A 16,979-nucleotide genomic window follows, 5' to 3' on the forward strand; every position below is an offset into this window, starting at 1 on the left:
TCTCCTTCAGCTTGGACGACGACGTTGGTGGAATATGGGGAGCCAGTTGGCAGGGTCGGAACCGAACTCGGCCGCGGCCGCGACAGCGATCGGCGTCGTCTCAGCCCGTCCCGACAGCACCGCCAGCTCGTCGTCGAGGCCGGTAAGGTCCAGTTCGACAACCACGCTGTCATGCCCCTGCTTGACGAGGAACTTGCGCGATTCCGGCGACAATTCCTCGCGGATGAGCTGATATTCGGCGTCCGTCAGGGAGAAGCCTTCCACATAGTCACGGCGTGCGCCCTTGGGATTGGGAAGCATCACCTGGGTTGCGACCTGTTCGAGGATCGAGTGCGCGATATCGCTCTTGAGTGCGTCCGCCGGCGACTGGGTCGCGAACACCATCAGCGCATTGCGTTTGCGGTATGTCTTCAAGCCGTCCTGCGCGAAGCTCCGGAACGCATCGTCGCCGAGCGCCTTCCAGAACTCGTCGATCGCGATGATGGTGCGCTCGCCGGTCAACAGCTTGTCGATCCGGTGGAACAGGTAGAGCATCAGCGGCGTGCGGATGTCGCCGTTATCGAGGAAGTCGGTCATGTCGAACCCGATGAACCGGGCATCGAGCGTCATTTCGTCCGCCCTGTTGTCGAACACCCATCCCATCGATCCGCGCGAGGTCCACTTTTCGAGACGGGCGCCGATGCCACCCGCGTCCGCCATGCCGAGCATCGTGCGCAGCGCGTCGAGCGAGCGATCGTCGCGCGGGAGCCGCATCACCGCCGCGATCCCTTCATCGATCATGCGCTCTTCCTGGACCGTGATCGGGCGGCTTTCGGCGCGGACGAGCTGGCGTACCCACAGCGACAGCCAGGCCCGATCCTCCGCCGTGTTTTCGAGCGCCTTGAGCGGCGCGAAGCCCGTAGGCTTGCCGTTCTCGAGCGTGAGGTAAGTGCCGCCCGATGCCAGCACGAAAATCTGCGCACCGCGATCCTTGTCGATGAATATCTGCCGCGCGCCCGTCTTCTCGGCCTGCGCCATCAGGAAATTGACGATGACCGTCTTGCCGCCCCCGGTCGGGCCGACGATCAGCGTATGGCCTATGTCGCGCTTGTGGAAGCTGAAGAAATAGGGACTGCGCGCGCTCGTCTTCATCAGCGCGATCGCGTCACCCCAATGATTTCCCGTGGCGAGGCCAGCGGGATAGGTGTGGAAGGGCGAGAACGCGGCGAAATTGAGCGACGTGATTGGCGCCGGCCTCGCGCGCCATGCGAAATTGCCGACGAGCTGGCTCCAATAAGCGGCTTCCAGCGCCGCGCCCTCGCGCGCCGCGACCATGCCGGTATCGGCAAGCGCGGCGCGCGCGATCGACATATTGTCGCGCAGCCCCTTGAGGCTTTCCGAATAGACCGCGAGCGTGAAGTGATGATCGCCCAGGACGAAGCGGTTGGACATGAGATCGTCCGCCGCGTCGACGAGATCGAGCATCTGGCTGACGGCCCGATCGTCGGCATTCTCCATCTGCTTTTGCCGCAGCCGGAACCGCTCCGACGCCGCAGCGCGGCCGAGGAAGGTGAAGGATTGCGTCAGCACGAACGCGAAATCGACCGCCAGCAGGGATTGAAACTGCGTCGGCGTCGTGGTCGCGGGATATTCGCGGATGCCGAAGATCCCGCCAAAGGCGCTGCGATCGGCGTCGCGGACCTCGACCGTCTCCCCGCCGAAAATGACCCGCTGGCGATAGAGCGCGCTGCCGAGATGGCCGCGAATGATCGGGACACGGCGATGCCGGCCCGTCATCACCATCTCTACGACTTCGAGCGTTTCGGAGAACTTCAGGCCGTTATGCCCGTAGATCGCGAGCCGGCGCGGGGAGCAGCGATCCATGAGCTTCTCGAAATCGCGCGCCTTGTCTTCCAGTGCTTCTAGCAGATCGGCATCTACTGCATCGGCTTCCGCGCCCGCCTTCGCCTTGTTCTTGAAGAGCTGGACGAGCATGTCGGCGCCGTGGACCGATGGGCGCAGCACCAGCGTCACGAAGAAGCGGTTGATGAACAGCCGCTCCTTGTTCATCCGTCCGAAATAGGCCGCATCCAGCTCGCGCGCGAAGCGGGAGCGGAAGTTGCCACCGGGATATTGCTCGACCCGCGCACGCACGAGATGCGTCCAGATCGACAGGCGGTCGTCATGCAGGTTGCGCAGCATCCCGTTGAGCTTCGAGTGCCAGTCGTTCAGATCGCGCACGTCGGCCGTCTCGAAAGCGCGGCCCTGCAGCTCGAACGTCAACATGATCGCGCCGGAATCGAGCATCACCATTTCATCGGTGACGTGCCGCGCATACGGCAGGAACTTGGTCGGCATCACTTCCTTTAGCGCGACCTTCATCGGCACCTGATCGGTCAGGCGATTGGCGCTAGCCATTGCGGCCGAACCCCTTGCGCTTGATGCCTTTCAGCGGGAGCGGCGTATAGCTCGACCCGCCCCAAAAGGCTCGGTTGCGGTTGGCCGCCTTGGTGCGGCCCCATAGGAAGATCAGGCGGAAAGCGTTGACGTCGTGGCGCACCACAAGGCGCGAGATGCCGAACATCACAGCGGCGACGACCCCGCCATAGATCGGGTTCGTCGTGCCGATCAGGGTGATGACCGAGGCGAGCAGGATGACCACCGCCGCCTCGATCGGGATGCCGGCGAACAGCGCGGGCCGCGTCACCGCCAGAAACAGCGGATTGCGCGCCATCACTTCCCGTTCTTCATCCACGCTACGCACTCCACACAAACTTGGTGTGGACGGGGCGCTGTTCGCAACCCGCCCACATGAGGATCAGGCGCCAGTGTTGAGCTGATCGACGATCCACGGCGCCGAGAAGATGATCGCGATGCCGATGATGACGGTGACGAGCGCGCCGGTGTTCACGCGGCCCGTCAGCCATCCGAAGCCCGCCGCGATCAGCGCGAGGATCGCGACGATCCGCAGGAGCCCGTTCGTCAGCAGGCCGAGGACCGCGTTGCCGAAGCTCTCCAGATTGGTTTGCGCAAAGGCCGGCTCCGCCGTCAGCAGCGATGTCAGCGCCACCAAGCCGAACATCGACAGCACCCGCGAGACCTTGCGCTGACGCGGCGTCATCTCATCGACCCGCTTGGTGACACGGGCTCGGAGGGCGAGCGCCGGCCCGCCGAAAGATACGAGGTTCATCGGTTTTCTCCTTCTCCGGCGAGCCGCGCTCGCTCATAATCCGCCCTCGCAAACACGTCCCACGATGGCGGCGGTGGGGGTGGCGCAGCCTTGGGCTGCGCGCTTGCGGACGTGTTTTCTGCGACTAGCGCGGCGAGCTGCGCTGCCGCGCTCGATCCTTCGCCGGTATACGTTGCGCCGGTGAACGCGCTGACGCGGATCGCGACGGGCTGGATGCCGTCGGAGACGCCGGCATTGCCGATCACCTTCCCGACATAGCCGTTGGAAAAGCCACGCGACTGCGAGCCCGTGTTGTACATGGACAAGGCGATGCGCAGCGCGCGTTGGGGATGGAGGCCCGCGCGAACGCCGCGGTAATTGCCCGACAGGACCACAGCAGCGGCAGCGAGGTTGGTGCAGGGATCGAACACGTTGTCCCAGGTCAGGCCGAGGGCCTTCATGTTCCGCGAGTTGATCTGCCCGAGGCCGAGATCGACCGAGTAGCCCTTGCCGACATAGTAGCGGGCGATCTGAACCGCCTGCACGATGCTAGACGCAGGCGCGGGCTGGCGGGCGAGGCCGTTGACCCCGATCGCCAGCTCGTTGCCATGGCTTTCCGTCTGGACGATCGCCGCGATGGTCTCAGGTGCCACACTCGGCGCGCATTGCGCCGCGAGACCCATGACGACAGCGGCAGAGAGCGTCATTACCGCTCCAATGTTTCCGAGCCGAGGGGCGAGCCCGGCTGCGCCGTGGCTTCCGCTTGGGCCACCTGCGCCGCTGTCGGCACCGTGTAGCGGGTGCGGGTGCCGTCGGTCATCGTCATCACGACATAGCCGGGCCGCCCGTTTTTGGGCTTGGTATAGTCGGCCTTGCTGACCCCGCCCGCGCTACAGGTCGGGAAACCCCCGCCGAGCGCCAGATGCGAGATCAGCTTTCGGATCGGGGGAACGCACTCGGCGAACTGCATCCACCCGCCCGGATTGCTCGCGCAGAGGAGCACTTCGCACGCCCACGTATTTTCGGCGCGCGCCGGCGAGGTGACGAGCGAACCGGCGACCAGACCGGTTGCTGCGAGCGACACAAACAAGCGATTTGCCATGTTTTCACTCCTCCGTGAAGACACGCTAAATCGCGATTCAAGCCGGTGCTAGTCCGAAAAGACCGATGCGGCTCGCCTCATCGCTTTTTGAGAACGGTTCGCAGATAGGTCCATTTTTTGGATCAAAAGGCGGTTGGGTCGTGCAGTCCCTCGTAGGGATGTACATGGATCACGCCTTCGTAGCCGTACCCCAATACTATATGACGAAAGGCCGAAGATGCTTTTTTATACAAACGGATACGCTTCTTGTCGTAAAGGCCGACATGGTAGAGCGCGGTGCCGCGCCAGCTCACGCGCACATCGATATACCATTTGCCAGCTTCATGCTGACAGACATGGACATCGGTCATCGTGCCCCCAGGCGGCCGTTGCGTCGTCAGCTCGCGCTCTAGTATCAACTCTAGTTCCATCCTGCCCTGCGAAAAAGCGATTCTATAGGTTTTCGCTAGCGTGATGTTTTACGCCGCGTTAGCAATTATGCGGTTAGACATGGGAGTGTCCAGAGAGATGGACCGAAGAGAGACAGCATCGATCGAGGACCAGGCCGACCGGATCGTTCGTCAGCTCGGCGGGAAATGGCAGGGCGATTTCGCCATGTGCCGGTGCCCCGCGCACGCCGACAGCACCGCGAGCCTGTCGATCCGCGTTGGGGCAAGGGCCGTGCTCTTCCATTGCTTCGCCGGCTGCACGTCCACGGCGATCATGGCGGCTCTCCGCTCGGACAAGAACCGCGCGCCCGCCGACCACGACCCGGGCCAGCGCCAGGAGAGCAAGGCGGACCTCAACAAGCTCGCCCTCGCGGTGTGGCGCCACGCCGAACCCTTCGCCGGCACGCTCGCCGATCGCTATCTGCGCGAGGGCCGGTCCATCATCCCCGACGGGATCAACGCCCGCTTCGATCCGCGCTGCCAATGCGGTGCCGGCGCCGCCAAGGCATTCGCGCCGGCGCTGATCGTGCCGATCGAGGAAGACGCCGGCGTCGTCGCGATCCACCGCACTTTCCTAACGCCCGATGGCCGCTGGAAGGCCGACATGGACGAGCCCAAGCGAATGCTCGGCAATCCCGGCGTCGGCGCGGTCCGCTGGGGCGGAATCCCGCTCGACGGCACCCTGCGCCTCGCCGAAGGCGTCGAGGACGCAGCGAGCGTGATGAACATGCTTGGAGCGGGCCGCTTCGTATGGCCCGTGCTCGGGATCGAGCGCTATCAGGCCGTCGCTATCCCGGAGAGCATCCACACCGTCGTCATCTACACCCAGCATGGGGGCGAGGCGGCACGCGCGATCACGCGCGCCACCCCGCACCTGACGGCCAATGGCCGCCAGCTCGTCGTCAAGCCGCCGCCCCATGCTGGCGACTGGAACGACCTGTTGCGCGAGATACGCAGCCTATGAAGCTGTTTCCCGGCGCGACGCCGTTTCAGCGGTGGATGATGGGGATCACCTTCGTCATCGTCGCGGTCTATTCGATCGGGCAGAACAAGGAATCGCTGATCGAAGCATCGAGAACGCGGCTGTCTTCGTCTCAGCCAGCGATTATCGATGGAGATACGGTCGACTTTCCCAATGGGCGGGTGCGTGTCGTCGGGATCGATGCGCCCGATGATGATTTGCCCCAGCTCAAAGCCATTTCGAGCCAGGCGTTGCGGGATCTGGCGATGCGGGACGGTGGAATGGACTGTTCCGTGTCGATGTTCGACTATGCGCTTCGCCACGAAAACCAGTGTCGGACAGATGCCAAGAGCTATGGGCGTCTCAATCTGGCGTGTCGCTTTCCCGCGAACAAAGCGAGTGTTGGGGCAACGATGGTCGCGCAAGGCTATGCGGTCGATTACCGCGTGTTTTCAGGCGGGGCCTATGTCGACTTGATGCAAAAAGCGGCAGCGCGGCGGTCAGGACTTTGGGGCGTGGATTACGAGCGGATGCGTCAACTTGCCGTTCGCAGGGCACAGGTGCCACAAGGATGCAGCGTAGGGACGATCAGGAAATAGGGTGAGGGTGATGGCGTATGTCCGAGAATCATCGGGTCGCCAGGACCTGCGGAATCTGTTCGGGTCACAGGCTGGCGCAAGGCTGACTTTGGCGGAAATTGCACGTGACTTGTATAAGCGTAGCGTCCTCACGAACAGGCAATCCGCAAGAGACGCAGCGTTCGATCTCATGTGGGATTACGAGGCAAGAGGCTATGTCGATAACAGCCCTGGACCGCGTGGAGGCGCCGGATGGAAATTGTCGGCCAAAGGGGCGTCGCTGGTGCGGCGGCTTTATGGATCGGATGACAGGAAATAGACGGGGCCTGCCTTTGGCCCGCGCTCTACTGCGCGCCGCTATCGCGGCGCTCCGCGGAACCCCGCGAGCGGGTTTCCGCCCATGCGGGTTGCGATCGGCTAGGCTGCAACGGGCCGCCCTTACGGGCGGGCGCAGCTTGTCGTGGGCGACAAGCCCATGATTGAGCGCGGTTCCCCCACCGCGATCCTTATCGGTCGCTGGGGCGCTGCGCTGTGTCTCGTGATCGGTGCCGTCCTGATCGGCCGCCTTATCCGCAATTTCCCTTATCTGCTGCCGAACCGCCTCCCCGGCCTGATTCTCTACGAGCTGGGGCCGGCGCTGATCCTCGCCATCGCGATCGGGAGCGCGATCGTCATTACGCGCCGCAGCGGGCCGCGTCTCGGTATCGCATCACGGCTCGCGCTGTTCGCGCTCGCCGCGTTGGTCGCCGGTACTGTCGTCCTCGCCGTCGAGTTCGGCGCTGTCCTTCAGGGGCAATGGTTCTGACGGCCCTAGGGTGTGCCACGTGGCACAGGGGATGACCGCCGACAAACCAAAGGCCGCCCTTTTGGGGCGGCCTCGGCTTTTAGTACCCTTTTCGGGAAACGGACCCTCCCCCAGGGAGGCCCGCGTGTGTTCGCGAGGTAGAACCTGCTGCTAGAGATGCAATGCTATGCCGTCAGCGGATGATGGATGCAGCCCATTCCGGCGGGTTCGGCGAGCGATAGCGTGCGCGTGCGCCGATACGCGTGAACACGAGCCTTCGCCGGCTCCCGCTGTTGTCGAGCAGGATCACACGATGATTGGCGATCGACATGGCCGTGCGGAGATTGGCCAGGCTGCGATCGAAGCGCCGGAAGAGATCCGAGACCGGAACGTCATGACCGCCGCGGCGTGTGCGTTCGTTCACCCTGGCGATCGAATGCTGTACGTTTCGCAGACCCACATAGACCAGATTCACGTTATAACCGGCATCGATAGCTGCCCGCATCAGATCGAGTTCGCTGTGCCCGGTCAGCGTCGTCTCAATGCCGAAGGTTCTACCGGCGGCGAGAAGGCTTGTCCTTTCGGTCAGCGCCAACTTCCCCGCCTGGAGAATCCGTGCCGTGCCTGACACCGTGGCTGGCAATGCGCGCGCGATATTGTCCGGGTTCACGATCGGAATGCGCTTCTCGACGTAGCGGTCAACGATCGTCGATTTCCCGGCGCCGTTGGGGCCGGCGAACACCCATAGCCGCGGCTTCACGCCATCGCTTGGACGAAATGCTCGCCGTGGAGATCGAACCGGACCAACTCGCGCCGGCCACCCGGATATTCCTTGATGACGGCATCAGCCGGGGTTTCCGGCTCGCTGTAATAGACCGGGAAACCGGCTTCGAGATGGGATCGCGCAGCGGCACCGTCATCATGCAACGCGGCGTTGATGATGATCGTCGCCAGCTCATCGTCGGGATCGACCGGGGATTTCAACTGCGTGGCCATAGCAGCCTTGTATCATGAAACGCCGACTTCGTCACCACCGAACGCGGTTTGCAAAAGCGCCATTCGATGGCGGCTCTGCCCTCCCCCGGAGGCCAGTCCCCGCAGGGGAACACCAAGGGCGGCTGCCCTTTCGTTCCCGAACGACAATCGTGCCGCCCGTGTAATCCGCCAAGCGCGGCGCCCGACGCCCTGCAGGGCATCGGCCACGCTAGGGCGGCTCGCCCGCGCCAGCGGCAAGATTCTCGCCCTCCCTCCCCATCCCGTTCCTCGCCGGAAAGGCAGAGCCGGTTGCTGTTGCGACCGGCTTTCAGCCTCAAAGGAAAGGAAGACATCATGGGACGGATCACCGACAACCGGGCCGACGTCTATCAGGAAATAACCGATCAGATGATCGCCATGATCGAGGCTGGCACCCGGCCTTGGTCGAAATCGTGGAACGGCAGCGCCGCGCCGAATATCCCGCTGCGCTCGACCGGCGTTCCTTATCGCGGCATTAACGTCCTGACCCTGTGGGTTGCGTCGATGACGAAGGGCTATGCCTCGCCGCATTGGCTGACCTTCAAGCAGGCCCTCGCACTCGGCGGTTGCGTCCGCAAGGGCGAGAAAGGCTCAACCGTCGTCTATGCCAACAAGATCGAGGTGGACACCGACAAGGGAGATCAGGGCGGCGAGGATGGCAAGCGTCAGGTGGCGTTCCTTAAGCGCTATACGGTCTTCAATTCCGAGCAGATCGATGGCGTCGAGGGAAAATATCCCGCCCCAGCGCCGATCATCACCGCGACCAACCCCGACGAACGGGATGCCGAACTGGACGCGCTCTTTGGCCGCGTGCCCGTCACCGTCAGGCATCAAGGCTCCCAGCCCTATTACCGGCCCAGCGACGATATTGTCGTCATGCCGGAATTTTCAGACTTCCACACCAGCGACGACTATTATTCGACCCTTGCGCACGAACTTTGTCATGCCGTGGGGCACCCCTCGCGCCTCGCGCGGCCGACGCTCATTTCGACCAAGCGCGAGGACTATGCCCGCGACGAACTGGTCGCGGAGCTAGGCGCGGCATTCGTCAGCGGTGCCATCGGCATCAAGCTTCACGACCGCGAAGATCATGCCGCCTACCTGTCGTCGTGGCTACAGGCCCTTCGCAACGATAAACGGTGCATCTTCACCGCCGCCCGTCACGCGCAGGACGCGGCCGACTGGCTGCTAAGCCGGATGGGCGCGCAGAGCGCCGTATCCCAGGAGGAGGCGGCGTGACCGCCCCCCACGATCCTGGCCCCGACGATCCCGGTCCCGAGGTGGGTCGGGCCATCGCGGGACGACTGATCTATGATCCGAGCTTCGCCACCGTCAGCGAGGAAGAGTTTAACGAGCTGCTCGCGATTATGCGCGACGGCCCGGCGGCCAAGCCGCTCACGCGCGAGGCGCAATGGCGGCGCGATTATCACAAGGCGATGTTCGCTCGCCGCCTTGTCGGCGTGCAACCCGACTTGTTCGGCGCGAAGCCGGTGACGCATATGCACAAGGCCGCGTCCGGGCCGGTCATCGACTGGAAACCGGAGCCGGTTGCGGAGAAGCTGGCGCGGATCGCGCGCGATCCCAATGCGACGTTCGGCATCGGCCGCCTCGCCCTCAGCGAGGACGAAAAGGCGGCGCTGATCCGCTCGGCCGCGAACTGGCTGCGCATCGGGCAGCGCGTCCGCATCGTCGGATCGTCCTCGTCCTATGATGGCCGCTTCGAGCGCCGCAAACGACGCAAAGGAGTCGTCTGGCGCTTGTGCAGCCCGGTCTTTGCGGATCATCTCTATGTCTATCTCGACCCGATCGGCGCGGAGCGCGTCGAGAAAACGCCGATGGTGGAGCTGCGCGACGTCGAGCCGATCGACGATCCGCTGTTGGTTCCCGTCTCCTTCTCCGTATGATCACCCAAGACTTTCCGAAAGGAGCCACAGATGAATCCGCCCCAGCGCCGCCCCGTGATCCGCGCCGTCACCTTTGAGGAAGTCGGCGAGGCTATTGGCCGCCTGATCGACATCGCAAAGTCGGACACCGGCCAGTCGGCGCGGGTCGCCGACTTCCTGTTGGCGTGGTGGAATGGCGACGACAACGGCCATTTCCCGATCCTTCACCTGTGCAACTGCGATGCTGTCATTTCAGAGGACATGGTGACGATCATGGCGCATCTGGCGCAGGAGCCGACCGTCTATGCCGACGCCTGGGGCTACCGCGACGCGATGGAATTGCTTGTGGAGCAATGGCGGCTGTCATGATCGTGCTGCGGACCGCCACCGACTTCATTACCGGCTTGCCCGTCGACCGCGACACCCGGCGCGCGCGGCTTCTCGCCGCACGCCGCAAGCCGGTCGGGAGCATCCCCCGGCGCGGCATCCTTTCCGGCCATTGGGATCAAGGCAGCGTCGTCGGCGCGTTTCGGGGCGGGCGCGGCAGTTTCATCGCCGAATGACGCCCGGATCGGGCGCCGCTCCCCGCAGGGCGGGCGAACGGCGCGACAAGGGCCGATGACGGGACCGAGCGAATTTACTATCCTCCACCCTATGGATAGCAGCGCTGACCGCGTCCCGGACCTTTACGACGACAATGCCCAGGCATGGGACCGCGATCGGCAGCAGGACGATCGCAAGGAAGGCGAGCGGGCGTGGATTGCCCGCTTCTCCGAGGCGGCAGGGCCAGGCAGCTCCATTCTCGACCTCGGATGTGGCTCAGGAGAACCGATCGCGGCCGAACTGGTCGATGGCGGACACCGCGTTACCGGCGTCGATTCCTCGCCGTCGCTGATCGCCTTGTGTCGTGCGCGAATGCCACAGCAGCAATGGATCGTTGCCGACATGCGCGACCTCGACTTGGCCGATCACCACGATGGCATCCTTGCTTGGAACAGCTTCTTTCATCTTCCAATCGACGCGCAGCGTCGCATGTTCCCGATTTTCGCCAAGCACCTGCGCAGCGGGGGACCACTCATGTTCACGAGCGGCACGCAGCAGGGCGAGGCTTTCGGATGTTGGCAGGGCGAGCGACTTTACCATGCGAGCCTGAATACCGAGGAATATCGAACGCTCCTCCATACCCACGACTTCGCTCTGATCGATCATGTCCAGAATGATCCCACAACTGGCGGACTGACAATTTGGCTCGCGCGGCGCCTATAGGTCGCGATCGAGCGTAGAAACGGCGGCGATCGGCGGCAATTGTCGTGTTGCGACCGCACCCGTTTCATCGGAAAATCGCGAGCATTGGAGGTTTCGCATCAATGCCGGCGTTTGCGTTCTACATAATCCCAGAAATGGGCGAGCCATCGATGACGATCATCGACGCCCCCGACATGGACGATGCCAAGACGCAGGCCGTGGCGGCAATCAGGGGCGGTGCGTTGCGCGCGATCCGGCTTTGGGATGGCGAACGAATGATCGAGGTTGCGCGGCCCGCTCGGCCACGATCGGTCAGGCCGGGCGACGATGGCGAGGATCGCGGCGCGCGCATGATCGCGATGAAGGCCGAGGGCAAGACGCATCGGCAGATCGCCGAAGCGTTCGGCATCAGCATCGACCGAGTGCGCCAGCTCATGGCCCGCACGCAGGCGCGGGCCATGATGCTGGCGGACGAACCGAACCGCGCCGGTCTTTCGGTGCGTGCCCGAGGCGTGCTGTACAACCTGATCGACGAGCCCGAGGCGGATCGCGCAGAACGCGATCGCCTTCTCCCCGAGCGCATTGCCGCATTGACGCGCGCGCAGATCCTCGATGTCCCTAATGCCGGCTACCGCACGATTGCCGAGTTCGAAGCATGGCTTTGGGAGCGGGGCCTCTACCTTAACGGATGAACGGCTTTCCATTTTCCTCGCGCTGACCGCACCCGCTTCGGGGTGTTTCGTGCCGATCGGCATCAAGACCGTTCGTCATGCCGTCCCAGATACCCACACGCGCCGATCGGCACCTGGTCCTTGCCGGCGCCTATGCCGAGGCCGCGCGCCGCGTGCTGGCGCAGGGGATCGTCGGCGCCGAACGCCTGCCCTATTTCGCGGTCGTCGCGCACGGCCTAGAACTTGGCCTCAAGGCGATCCTGCTCAATGACGGATGGGATGAGGAAGATCTGATGCTCATAGGGCATGACCTCGACGGATGCTGCCGAGCGGTGCGGCGTGGCCAGCTCGACCTGTCCGATGCGATCGGCGCTGACCTCACGGCAATCATCGACGCGCTGTCCTACCCCCACGCGATCCAGTGCTTTCGCTACCCGCAACGTGTCCCGCAAGATCTTCCCGACCCTGCCCGCGCGCTCGATTGCCTCCAACGGCTCCTGGACGTCGCCGCTCGCCAGCTTGGGGCGGCAAACAGACGCGCTTAAGGCGCGGCGATCTGGCTCGCGCCGGGCCGAGGTGAACAGGTCGCCGGCTGCATCAGGGGGTGCCGGCGTCTTCGCCGTTCAAAGCCTTCGACAGTTCGGTAAGCGCGGTATCCGACAGCAAGGCAACGCCGATTACCGGCCGATCGCCATCGAGCGTCCTGCCGGCGTAGAGCCATAGCGCGGCCTGCCCGTTATGGTTGCGCTGAAGGCGGCAATGCTCCGCCAGTCCAATATGTAGGGGTTCCATCGGTTCTCCTCTTCCACGCCTGTCTGACGCGCCCAGGGGGCGCGGCGTATGCCCGTTGGCGTCGATGCCCTCCCCCGGAGGCCATCCGTCGCGGGGAACACCAAGGGCTGCTGCCCTTTCGTTCCCGAAGGAAAATAGACGACCCCGTGTGGTCCGCCAAGCGCGGCACCCGACGCCCTAGGGGGGCGTCGGCCGCGCTAGGGCGGCCTGCCCGCGCCAAGGTCATCGATTTTCCCCCTCCCTCCCCATCCCGCTCCTCGCCGGAGAGGCAGATCCGGTTGCTGCGGCAACCGGCTTTCAGCCGCTCAGAAGAAGGAGAAAGGACAATGGCTTACACCCGATACAAAGGCGATCCCTACTGGAAACGGGCCAAGGTGGACGGGACCAGTGCCGACGGCACGCCCTATCGCCGAGGCGAGCGCGTGTTCTTCTATCCACGAACCGGCGCGACCTACGCGGGCGACAGCGCGGTGCGCGCATCGGCCGAGTTTGACGAACTTGCAGCCCTCGAAGGCTGACCCCTCCCCCCAATTGACACTATCGAAATTCACAGGAGTTTCATCATGGCTATCATCACCGTTAAGCTGTCGCAGCTTCGTCTTTCCCCACTCAATCAGCGCAAGGTGAAGCCGAGCGCCATCGACGCGATGGCCGACGACATTGCCGCGCACGGCCTGTTGCAGAACCTTGTCGCCTATGAGGAAGACGGCCTGTTCTACGTCTTCGCCGGAGGGCGGCGCTACCGTGGGTTGAAGGAACTGGCGAAGCGCAAGCGGATCAAGAATAGCGATGCTTTCCCCGTCGAGGTTCGCGCCAAGGAAGAAGCCATCGAACTGTCGCTGATCGAGAATGAGCAGCGCGAGGACATGCACCCCGCCGACCGCATCCGGTCCTATGGGGCGCTCCGCGATACCGGCATGTCCGCCGAGGATATCGCCGCCCGGTCCGGAGTCGCGGTCAGCTTCGTCTATAAGATGCTCCGCCTTTCCGCCCTCGCACCGTCGTTGATTAATCTTATCGCCAAGGACCAGCTGTCGCTTGAGGCGGCGCGCGCGCTCACGCTCACCGACGATCACGCCACCCAAGTGAAGGTCTGCAAGGCGGCGAACGGTCAAGCCCACACCATTCGCCGGATGCTCACCACCGAGAAGGTAGACACCACCAGCGGCGCGTTTCTGTTCGTCGGTCGCGAAGCCTATGAGGCGAAGGGCGGGACGATCACGGTGGACCTGTTCAGCCAAGGGGATGAGGGCTTTGCCGACCAGCCCGAGCTTGTGCAGGAACTGGCAGAGGAAAAGCTGGACGCCATCGCCGCAGAATATCGGGCAGTCGGGTGGCACGAGGTCCGCGCCGAACTGGACCGGCCATACGACCTCTACATGAAGGGCAGCATGTATCCCGCCACCCGCGAGCCGACCGAGGCCGAGGCCGAGCGGCTTGCCGCTATCGATGCCGAGATCGAGGCGATCGCGGAGGCCGAGGGCGAGGACAGTGATCGTATCGAGCCGCTGTCCGACCAGCGGGACGCAATCATCGAGGGGTTGCGCGCCTTCAACCGTGAACAGGTGGCGGTCGGAGGCGTGGCGCTATGGGTTTCGCGGGACGGGACGCTTGGCAAGAGCTTCTATCGGGCCAAGGCGGAACCCAAGCCCAAGGCGACCAGTGATGGCCCGACGCCGCTCTACAGCAACAGCCTCTTCGCCGACCTGTCGCGCATCAAGACGCAGATCGTGCAGGAGGCGGTCGCGGCCGACCCGGCGCTGGCGCTCGACATCATGCTGGACAGCCTTGCGGGCCAGTTGCTTCACGGCGCGCACAGCTATCAGATGGCGCTTGAGGTTCAGGCCAAGACCATCGCGACGGACGTTCCCGACGAGCTTATGGCGACCAGCGACGTCCGCCCCGTCGAGGAAACAATGGCGACCCGCTTTGCTTCCATCCCCGCCGAAGGGCGTTTCGAGGCAATCCGCACCATGACGACCGACGACAAGATGGCGTTGCTCGCCGGGCTTGTCGCGATGACGCTGGACGGCACGGTGTTCGCGGGCGGCTCCCCCGGCCAGCGCCACCATCATTTCGAGCAGATCGCACGGGCGGGCGGGGTGGACATTGCCGCGCGTTGGAGCGCCCCTATCGGCCTGTTCGACAAGATGCGCCGCGCGGCGATGATCGACCTATTGCGCGAGGAATGCGGTGCTCCGAGCGCCGAGAATTGCGCGACCATCAAGAAGAAGGCTGACCTTGCCGTCAACGTGTCGGAGCGGCTGTCCGCCAATTGGCTTCCGGCCCCGATGAAGATCGGCGCGTTCGACCAGCCCGAGGGTGATCCGGAGGACACCGACATGGACGGCGACGGCATGGAGGATATGGCCGACGACGAAATGGCGTGAACCATCGGGGGCCGGTGATAATCGGCCCCCTTTCCTTCCTTGCTGTTCCATCAGGAGCGGCCCCGTCGCCGGCGCGACAGCCATGCCCCGCATGGCCGTCGCGCCCGCTGCCCTTTCAGGCCCGCGGGCGCCGCCCGCCCACAAGGGACGGGCGGCGCCGTGGCGACTTGACGTAATCGTGACCGGGAGCGCGTCAGAATTACGGCCACCGTCAGCCCGGATCGGCTAGAATGGCCTCGATCGGCGGCGGACGGATGTAGCAGCTCCCCCGCAATCTTGCCGGTCAAAGGAGGTGACGCAATTTGACGATATATGAAACAGCAATGGTCGTGATCGCGGGCTTTTCGCTCGTGGTGGCGATTGTAAAGTTGGGCCGCCACAAGTAGCCTGACGGGGGACGGGAGCCTAGCAGGGTTCCCGTCCTTTCCTTTCAGGATGTCCTGAAAGTTTGAGCCCGCCGAGTAGCAGCTCGACGGGCTCAGGATGGTTCCGCAATCGACAATCACGAAACAGCAAGGGCTATATACTCCTTTGGAGCTTAACAACCAATAGCAGGATGACGCCCCATCCTGAAAATCGGGCGGGTTCGCCCAGCAAGGGGAGCAGATGGACGATACGCCGAGCACGATCGAACTGGCGGCCGAGTTGACCGCCGCCTGGCTGGCGAACCCCAACACGCGCGCGGACGCCGAGGCCGTGCCCGCGTTCCTGAACGCCGTGCACGGTGCGATCGCCCAACTCCGCGCCGGAGCCGGTGCAACGGCCGACGACGTCCCCGGCGATGCGGCCGAAGCTCATACCCCTGCCGTGACCGCCAAAAAGTCTCTCGCCTCACCCGAGCGGATCATTTCGATGATCGACGGAAAGCCCTATCGGACGCTGCGCCGCCACCTTTCGACGCACGGTCTCACTCCCGACGAGTATCGCGCTCGCTACAAGCTGAAGCCCGATTATCCGATGGTCGCGCCCGCCTACAGCGAGGCGCGGCGCGCAATGGCGAAGAAGATCGGTCTTGGCCGCAAGCCCGCCGCGCCCGCATCGACGCCCGCGCCAGAAACGCCGGCAGCACCGAAGCCCCGACGCCGCAAGCTCGGTCTATCGACCAAGGAGTAACGCCGGCGCTGCGGATCTAGCTGCGAGCCGCTGCAGGTGTGCCACGTGGCACACCCCAGCCCGTCGCCGGAGGCGCGTCGAGCAACACCAGCAGGTCGCCCAGCGCGCGCCGTCGATAGGCATTCCGCCAGCGCCGGCGCCGATGCTCGGCCGCGTCGTGGATCATGTGGCACCGCTGGCAGAGCGCGGCGAGGTTGCGCGGCGCGTTGTCGGTCGGATCATGATTCAGGTGCGCGCACGCGATATAGACCCGCGTGAGGCGGACGATCGCCACGATGTCGGAGCCTGGCGCTCGCACCCGGCGCCCGCGCCCATCGCGCCAGAGCCGGTGATCGGCATCCCACCAGCGACCATCGCCCAGGTGAAACACGCGCCGACCATGCGGGCGGCGGCAATGTTCGCAGCACCCCATGGCGCGGCCGAACCGGATCAGCTTCGACAGTTCGGGCCAGTCGATCGGATAGAGCCAGCGATGTTCGGGGGCGATCGGCATGGGCCGATTCTGAATCAGTCGAGCCGAGAACGAAAGCAGAAAATCGGCACGCCGACCGGGCCTGTGCCGGTTTTCGAAGCAGCTGCCGACCCTCATTCCGACGGTGTATCGGCACTTTCAACATTTGTGCCTGGATCGAGCAACAACAGATAGGGGCTGACCTTCAAGCCTGTCGCTATCCTCTCGATATTGTCGATGGCGACATTGCGCTCCCCGCGCTCTATGCCGCCGAAATAGGTGCGATCCATCTCGATGTCATAAGCGAAGTCCTGTTGGCTGATGCCAAGGGCTTTCCGGTATCGGCGGATATTGGTTGCGACGATAGCACGTAAGCATCCGGGATGGGTGCGTTTCACCCTTCATAAATCGCCTGCGAG

General features: G+C 64.1%; 24 protein-coding genes. 13 read left to right on the forward strand and 11 right to left on the reverse strand.

Going from position 1 to position 16,979, the window contains the following annotated elements; all coding sequences use genetic code 11:
• Positions 1–6: 6 nt before the first annotated feature.
• The 6 genes from HNQ99_RS14700 to HNQ99_RS14725 all read right to left on the reverse strand — a co-directional run bounded on the left by HNQ99_RS14700 (position 7) and on the right by HNQ99_RS14725 (position 4,648).
• Positions 7–2,397 carry a VirB4 family type IV secretion/conjugal transfer ATPase gene (locus tag HNQ99_RS14700; protein WP_184476990.1) on the reverse strand — a complete coding sequence of 797 codons (2,391 nt, stop codon included), beginning with the start codon at positions 2,395–2,397 and terminating at the stop codon, positions 7–9.
• Positions 2,390–2,734: a type IV secretion system protein VirB3 gene (locus tag HNQ99_RS14705; RefSeq protein ID WP_322790382.1), complete on the reverse strand. Its 345-nt coding sequence runs from the start codon at positions 2,732–2,734 to the stop codon at positions 2,390–2,392. Before HNQ99_RS14705 ends, HNQ99_RS14700 begins: the two co-directional genes overlap by 8 nt.
• 63 nt (positions 2,735–2,797) lie before the next feature.
• On the reverse strand, positions 2,798–3,169 hold the full coding sequence (locus HNQ99_RS14710) for a TrbC/VirB2 family protein (RefSeq protein WP_246415019.1): 372 nt from the start codon (positions 3,167–3,169) through the stop codon (positions 2,798–2,800).
• On the reverse strand, positions 3,166–3,855 hold the full coding sequence (locus tag HNQ99_RS14715) for a lytic transglycosylase domain-containing protein (protein ID WP_184476992.1): 690 nt from the start codon (positions 3,853–3,855) through the stop codon (positions 3,166–3,168). The genes HNQ99_RS14710 and HNQ99_RS14715 overlap by 4 nt, the downstream gene beginning before the upstream one ends.
• On the reverse strand, positions 3,855–4,250 hold the full coding sequence (locus HNQ99_RS14720; RefSeq protein ID WP_184476994.1) for a hypothetical protein: 396 nt from the start codon (positions 4,248–4,250) through the stop codon (positions 3,855–3,857). The genes HNQ99_RS14715 and HNQ99_RS14720 overlap by 1 nt, the downstream gene beginning before the upstream one ends.
• A gap of 122 nt (positions 4,251–4,372) precedes the next feature.
• Positions 4,373–4,648, reverse strand: a complete 276-nt coding sequence (locus tag HNQ99_RS14725) for a hypothetical protein (protein ID WP_184476996.1) — start codon at positions 4,646–4,648, stop codon at positions 4,373–4,375.
• A gap of 109 nt (positions 4,649–4,757) precedes the next feature.
• Here HNQ99_RS14725 and HNQ99_RS14730 point away from each other — a divergent pair, with 109 nt between their 5' ends.
• The 3 genes from HNQ99_RS14730 to HNQ99_RS14740 all read left to right on the forward strand — a co-directional run bounded on the left by HNQ99_RS14730 (position 4,758) and on the right by HNQ99_RS14740 (position 7,022).
• On the forward strand, positions 4,758–5,642 hold the full coding sequence (locus tag HNQ99_RS14730) for a DUF7146 domain-containing protein (protein ID WP_246415020.1): 885 nt from the start codon (positions 4,758–4,760) through the stop codon (positions 5,640–5,642).
• A complete protein-coding gene (locus HNQ99_RS14735; protein WP_246415021.1) occupies positions 5,639–6,238 on the forward strand; it encodes a thermonuclease family protein in 600 nt (199 codons plus the stop codon). Before HNQ99_RS14730 ends, HNQ99_RS14735 begins: the two co-directional genes overlap by 4 nt.
• Before the next feature lie 439 nt (positions 6,239–6,677).
• Positions 6,678–7,022 (forward strand): hypothetical protein, encoded by a 345-nt coding sequence (locus HNQ99_RS14740; protein ID WP_322790383.1) that lies wholly within the window; start codon positions 6,678–6,680, stop codon positions 7,020–7,022.
• Positions 7,023–7,194: 172 nt separating this feature from the next.
• Here HNQ99_RS14740 and HNQ99_RS14745 read toward each other — a convergent pair whose 3' ends face one another.
• Together HNQ99_RS14745 and HNQ99_RS14750 are read right to left on the reverse strand one after the other, a co-directional pair.
• On the reverse strand, positions 7,195–7,761 hold the full coding sequence (locus tag HNQ99_RS14745; RefSeq protein WP_184476998.1) for an AAA family ATPase: 567 nt from the start codon (positions 7,759–7,761) through the stop codon (positions 7,195–7,197).
• Positions 7,758–7,997, reverse strand: coding sequence for a hypothetical protein (locus HNQ99_RS14750; protein WP_017184242.1), 240 nt, complete (start codon positions 7,995–7,997; stop codon positions 7,758–7,760). The genes HNQ99_RS14745 and HNQ99_RS14750 overlap by 4 nt, the downstream gene beginning before the upstream one ends.
• Positions 7,998–8,330: 333 nt before the next feature.
• On the opposite strand from HNQ99_RS14750, the gene HNQ99_RS14755 reads away from it, so the two are divergent.
• From HNQ99_RS14755 to HNQ99_RS14785, 7 genes are all read left to right on the forward strand, one after another.
• Entirely contained in the window at positions 8,331–9,254 is a 924-nt protein-coding gene (locus tag HNQ99_RS14755; protein ID WP_184477000.1) for an ArdC family protein, read from the forward strand.
• A complete protein-coding gene (locus HNQ99_RS14760) occupies positions 9,251–9,919 on the forward strand; it encodes a hypothetical protein (protein ID WP_184477002.1) in 669 nt (222 codons plus the stop codon). The genes HNQ99_RS14755 and HNQ99_RS14760 overlap by 4 nt, the downstream gene beginning before the upstream one ends.
• 30 nt (positions 9,920–9,949) lie before the next feature.
• Positions 9,950–10,267, forward strand: a complete 318-nt coding sequence (locus HNQ99_RS14765) for a DUF7673 family protein (protein ID WP_184477004.1) — start codon at positions 9,950–9,952, stop codon at positions 10,265–10,267.
• Positions 10,264–10,461, forward strand: a complete 198-nt coding sequence (locus tag HNQ99_RS14770; RefSeq protein ID WP_246415022.1) for a hypothetical protein — start codon at positions 10,264–10,266, stop codon at positions 10,459–10,461. Before HNQ99_RS14765 ends, HNQ99_RS14770 begins: the two co-directional genes overlap by 4 nt.
• Positions 10,462–10,516: 55 nt before the next feature.
• Entirely contained in the window at positions 10,517–11,164 is a 648-nt protein-coding gene (locus tag HNQ99_RS14775) for a class I SAM-dependent DNA methyltransferase (protein ID WP_221232714.1), read from the forward strand.
• A gap of 149 nt (positions 11,165–11,313) precedes the next feature.
• Entirely contained in the window at positions 11,314–11,835 is a 522-nt protein-coding gene (locus HNQ99_RS14780; RefSeq protein WP_184477008.1) for a hypothetical protein, read from the forward strand.
• A 77-nt stretch (positions 11,836–11,912) separates the two neighbouring features.
• Positions 11,913–12,359: a hypothetical protein gene (locus tag HNQ99_RS14785; protein WP_184477010.1), complete on the forward strand. Its 447-nt coding sequence runs from the start codon at positions 11,913–11,915 to the stop codon at positions 12,357–12,359.
• Between the two features lie 52 nt (positions 12,360–12,411).
• Here the strand turns inward: HNQ99_RS14785 and HNQ99_RS14790 are convergent, their stop codons facing one another.
• Complete coding sequence (locus HNQ99_RS14790) at positions 12,412–12,606, reverse strand: hypothetical protein (RefSeq protein WP_184477011.1); 195 nt, start codon at positions 12,604–12,606, stop codon at positions 12,412–12,414.
• Between the two features lie 326 nt (positions 12,607–12,932).
• Here HNQ99_RS14790 and HNQ99_RS14795 point away from each other — a divergent pair, with 326 nt between their 5' ends.
• The 3 genes from HNQ99_RS14795 to HNQ99_RS14805 all read left to right on the forward strand — a co-directional run bounded on the left by HNQ99_RS14795 (position 12,933) and on the right by HNQ99_RS14805 (position 16,109).
• Positions 12,933–13,124, forward strand: coding sequence for a hypothetical protein (locus tag HNQ99_RS14795; protein ID WP_184477013.1), 192 nt, complete (start codon positions 12,933–12,935; stop codon positions 13,122–13,124).
• Between the two features lie 45 nt (positions 13,125–13,169).
• Entirely contained in the window at positions 13,170–14,996 is a 1,827-nt protein-coding gene (locus HNQ99_RS14800; RefSeq protein WP_184477015.1) for a ParB/RepB/Spo0J family partition protein, read from the forward strand.
• A 606-nt stretch (positions 14,997–15,602) separates the two neighbouring features.
• The gene (locus tag HNQ99_RS14805; protein ID WP_184477017.1) at positions 15,603–16,109 is read left to right on the forward strand and encodes a MucR family transcriptional regulator; all 507 of its coding nucleotides are present in this window, start codon (positions 15,603–15,605) and stop codon (positions 16,107–16,109) included.
• A 16-nt stretch (positions 16,110–16,125) separates the two neighbouring features.
• Here the strand turns inward: HNQ99_RS14805 and HNQ99_RS14810 are convergent, their stop codons facing one another.
• Entirely contained in the window at positions 16,126–16,602 is a 477-nt protein-coding gene (locus HNQ99_RS14810) for a hypothetical protein (protein ID WP_246415023.1), read from the reverse strand.
• A gap of 92 nt (positions 16,603–16,694) precedes the next feature.
• Positions 16,695–16,958 (reverse strand): helix-turn-helix domain-containing protein, encoded by a 264-nt coding sequence (locus HNQ99_RS16715; protein ID WP_184477019.1) that lies wholly within the window; start codon positions 16,956–16,958, stop codon positions 16,695–16,697.
• Positions 16,959–16,979 lie beyond the last annotated feature (21 nt).

The sequence above is a fragment of the Rhizorhapis suberifaciens genome (assembly GCF_014200045.1).
GTDB lineage: Bacteria > Pseudomonadota > Alphaproteobacteria > Sphingomonadales > Sphingomonadaceae > Rhizorhapis > Rhizorhapis suberifaciens.

Coding starts and splice junctions, on each gene's coding strand:
- HNQ99_RS14700 (WP_184476990.1), bottom strand. CDS start 2,397: ATGGCTAGCGCCAATCGCCTGACCGATCAGGTGCCGATGAAGGTCGCG.
- HNQ99_RS14710 (WP_246415019.1), bottom strand. CDS start 3,169: ATGAACCTCGTATCTTTCGGCGGGCCGGCGCTCGCCCTCCGAGCCCGT.
- HNQ99_RS14715 (WP_184476992.1), bottom strand. CDS start 3,855: ATGACGCTCTCTGCCGCTGTCGTCATGGGTCTCGCGGCGCAATGCGCG.
- HNQ99_RS14720 (WP_184476994.1), bottom strand. CDS start 4,250: ATGGCAAATCGCTTGTTTGTGTCGCTCGCAGCAACCGGTCTGGTCGCC.
- HNQ99_RS14730 (WP_246415020.1), top strand. CDS start 4,758: ATGGACCGAAGAGAGACAGCATCGATCGAGGACCAGGCCGACCGGATC.
- HNQ99_RS14735 (WP_246415021.1), top strand. CDS start 5,639: ATGAAGCTGTTTCCCGGCGCGACGCCGTTTCAGCGGTGGATGATGGGG.
- HNQ99_RS14750 (WP_017184242.1), bottom strand. CDS start 7,997: ATGGCCACGCAGTTGAAATCCCCGGTCGATCCCGACGATGAGCTGGCG.
- HNQ99_RS14755 (WP_184477000.1), top strand. CDS start 8,331: ATGGGACGGATCACCGACAACCGGGCCGACGTCTATCAGGAAATAACC.
- HNQ99_RS14765 (WP_184477004.1), top strand. CDS start 9,950: ATGAATCCGCCCCAGCGCCGCCCCGTGATCCGCGCCGTCACCTTTGAG.
- HNQ99_RS14770 (WP_246415022.1), top strand. CDS start 10,264: ATGATCGTGCTGCGGACCGCCACCGACTTCATTACCGGCTTGCCCGTC.
- HNQ99_RS14775 (WP_221232714.1), top strand. CDS start 10,517: ATGACGGGACCGAGCGAATTTACTATCCTCCACCCTATGGATAGCAGC.
- HNQ99_RS14780 (WP_184477008.1), top strand. CDS start 11,314: ATGACGATCATCGACGCCCCCGACATGGACGATGCCAAGACGCAGGCC.
- HNQ99_RS14785 (WP_184477010.1), top strand. CDS start 11,913: ATGCCGTCCCAGATACCCACACGCGCCGATCGGCACCTGGTCCTTGCC.
- HNQ99_RS14790 (WP_184477011.1), bottom strand. CDS start 12,606: ATGGAACCCCTACATATTGGACTGGCGGAGCATTGCCGCCTTCAGCGC.
- HNQ99_RS14795 (WP_184477013.1), top strand. CDS start 12,933: ATGGCTTACACCCGATACAAAGGCGATCCCTACTGGAAACGGGCCAAG.
- HNQ99_RS14800 (WP_184477015.1), top strand. CDS start 13,170: ATGGCTATCATCACCGTTAAGCTGTCGCAGCTTCGTCTTTCCCCACTC.
- HNQ99_RS14805 (WP_184477017.1), top strand. CDS start 15,603: ATGGACGATACGCCGAGCACGATCGAACTGGCGGCCGAGTTGACCGCC.
- HNQ99_RS14810 (WP_246415023.1), bottom strand. CDS start 16,602: ATGCCGATCGCCCCCGAACATCGCTGGCTCTATCCGATCGACTGGCCC.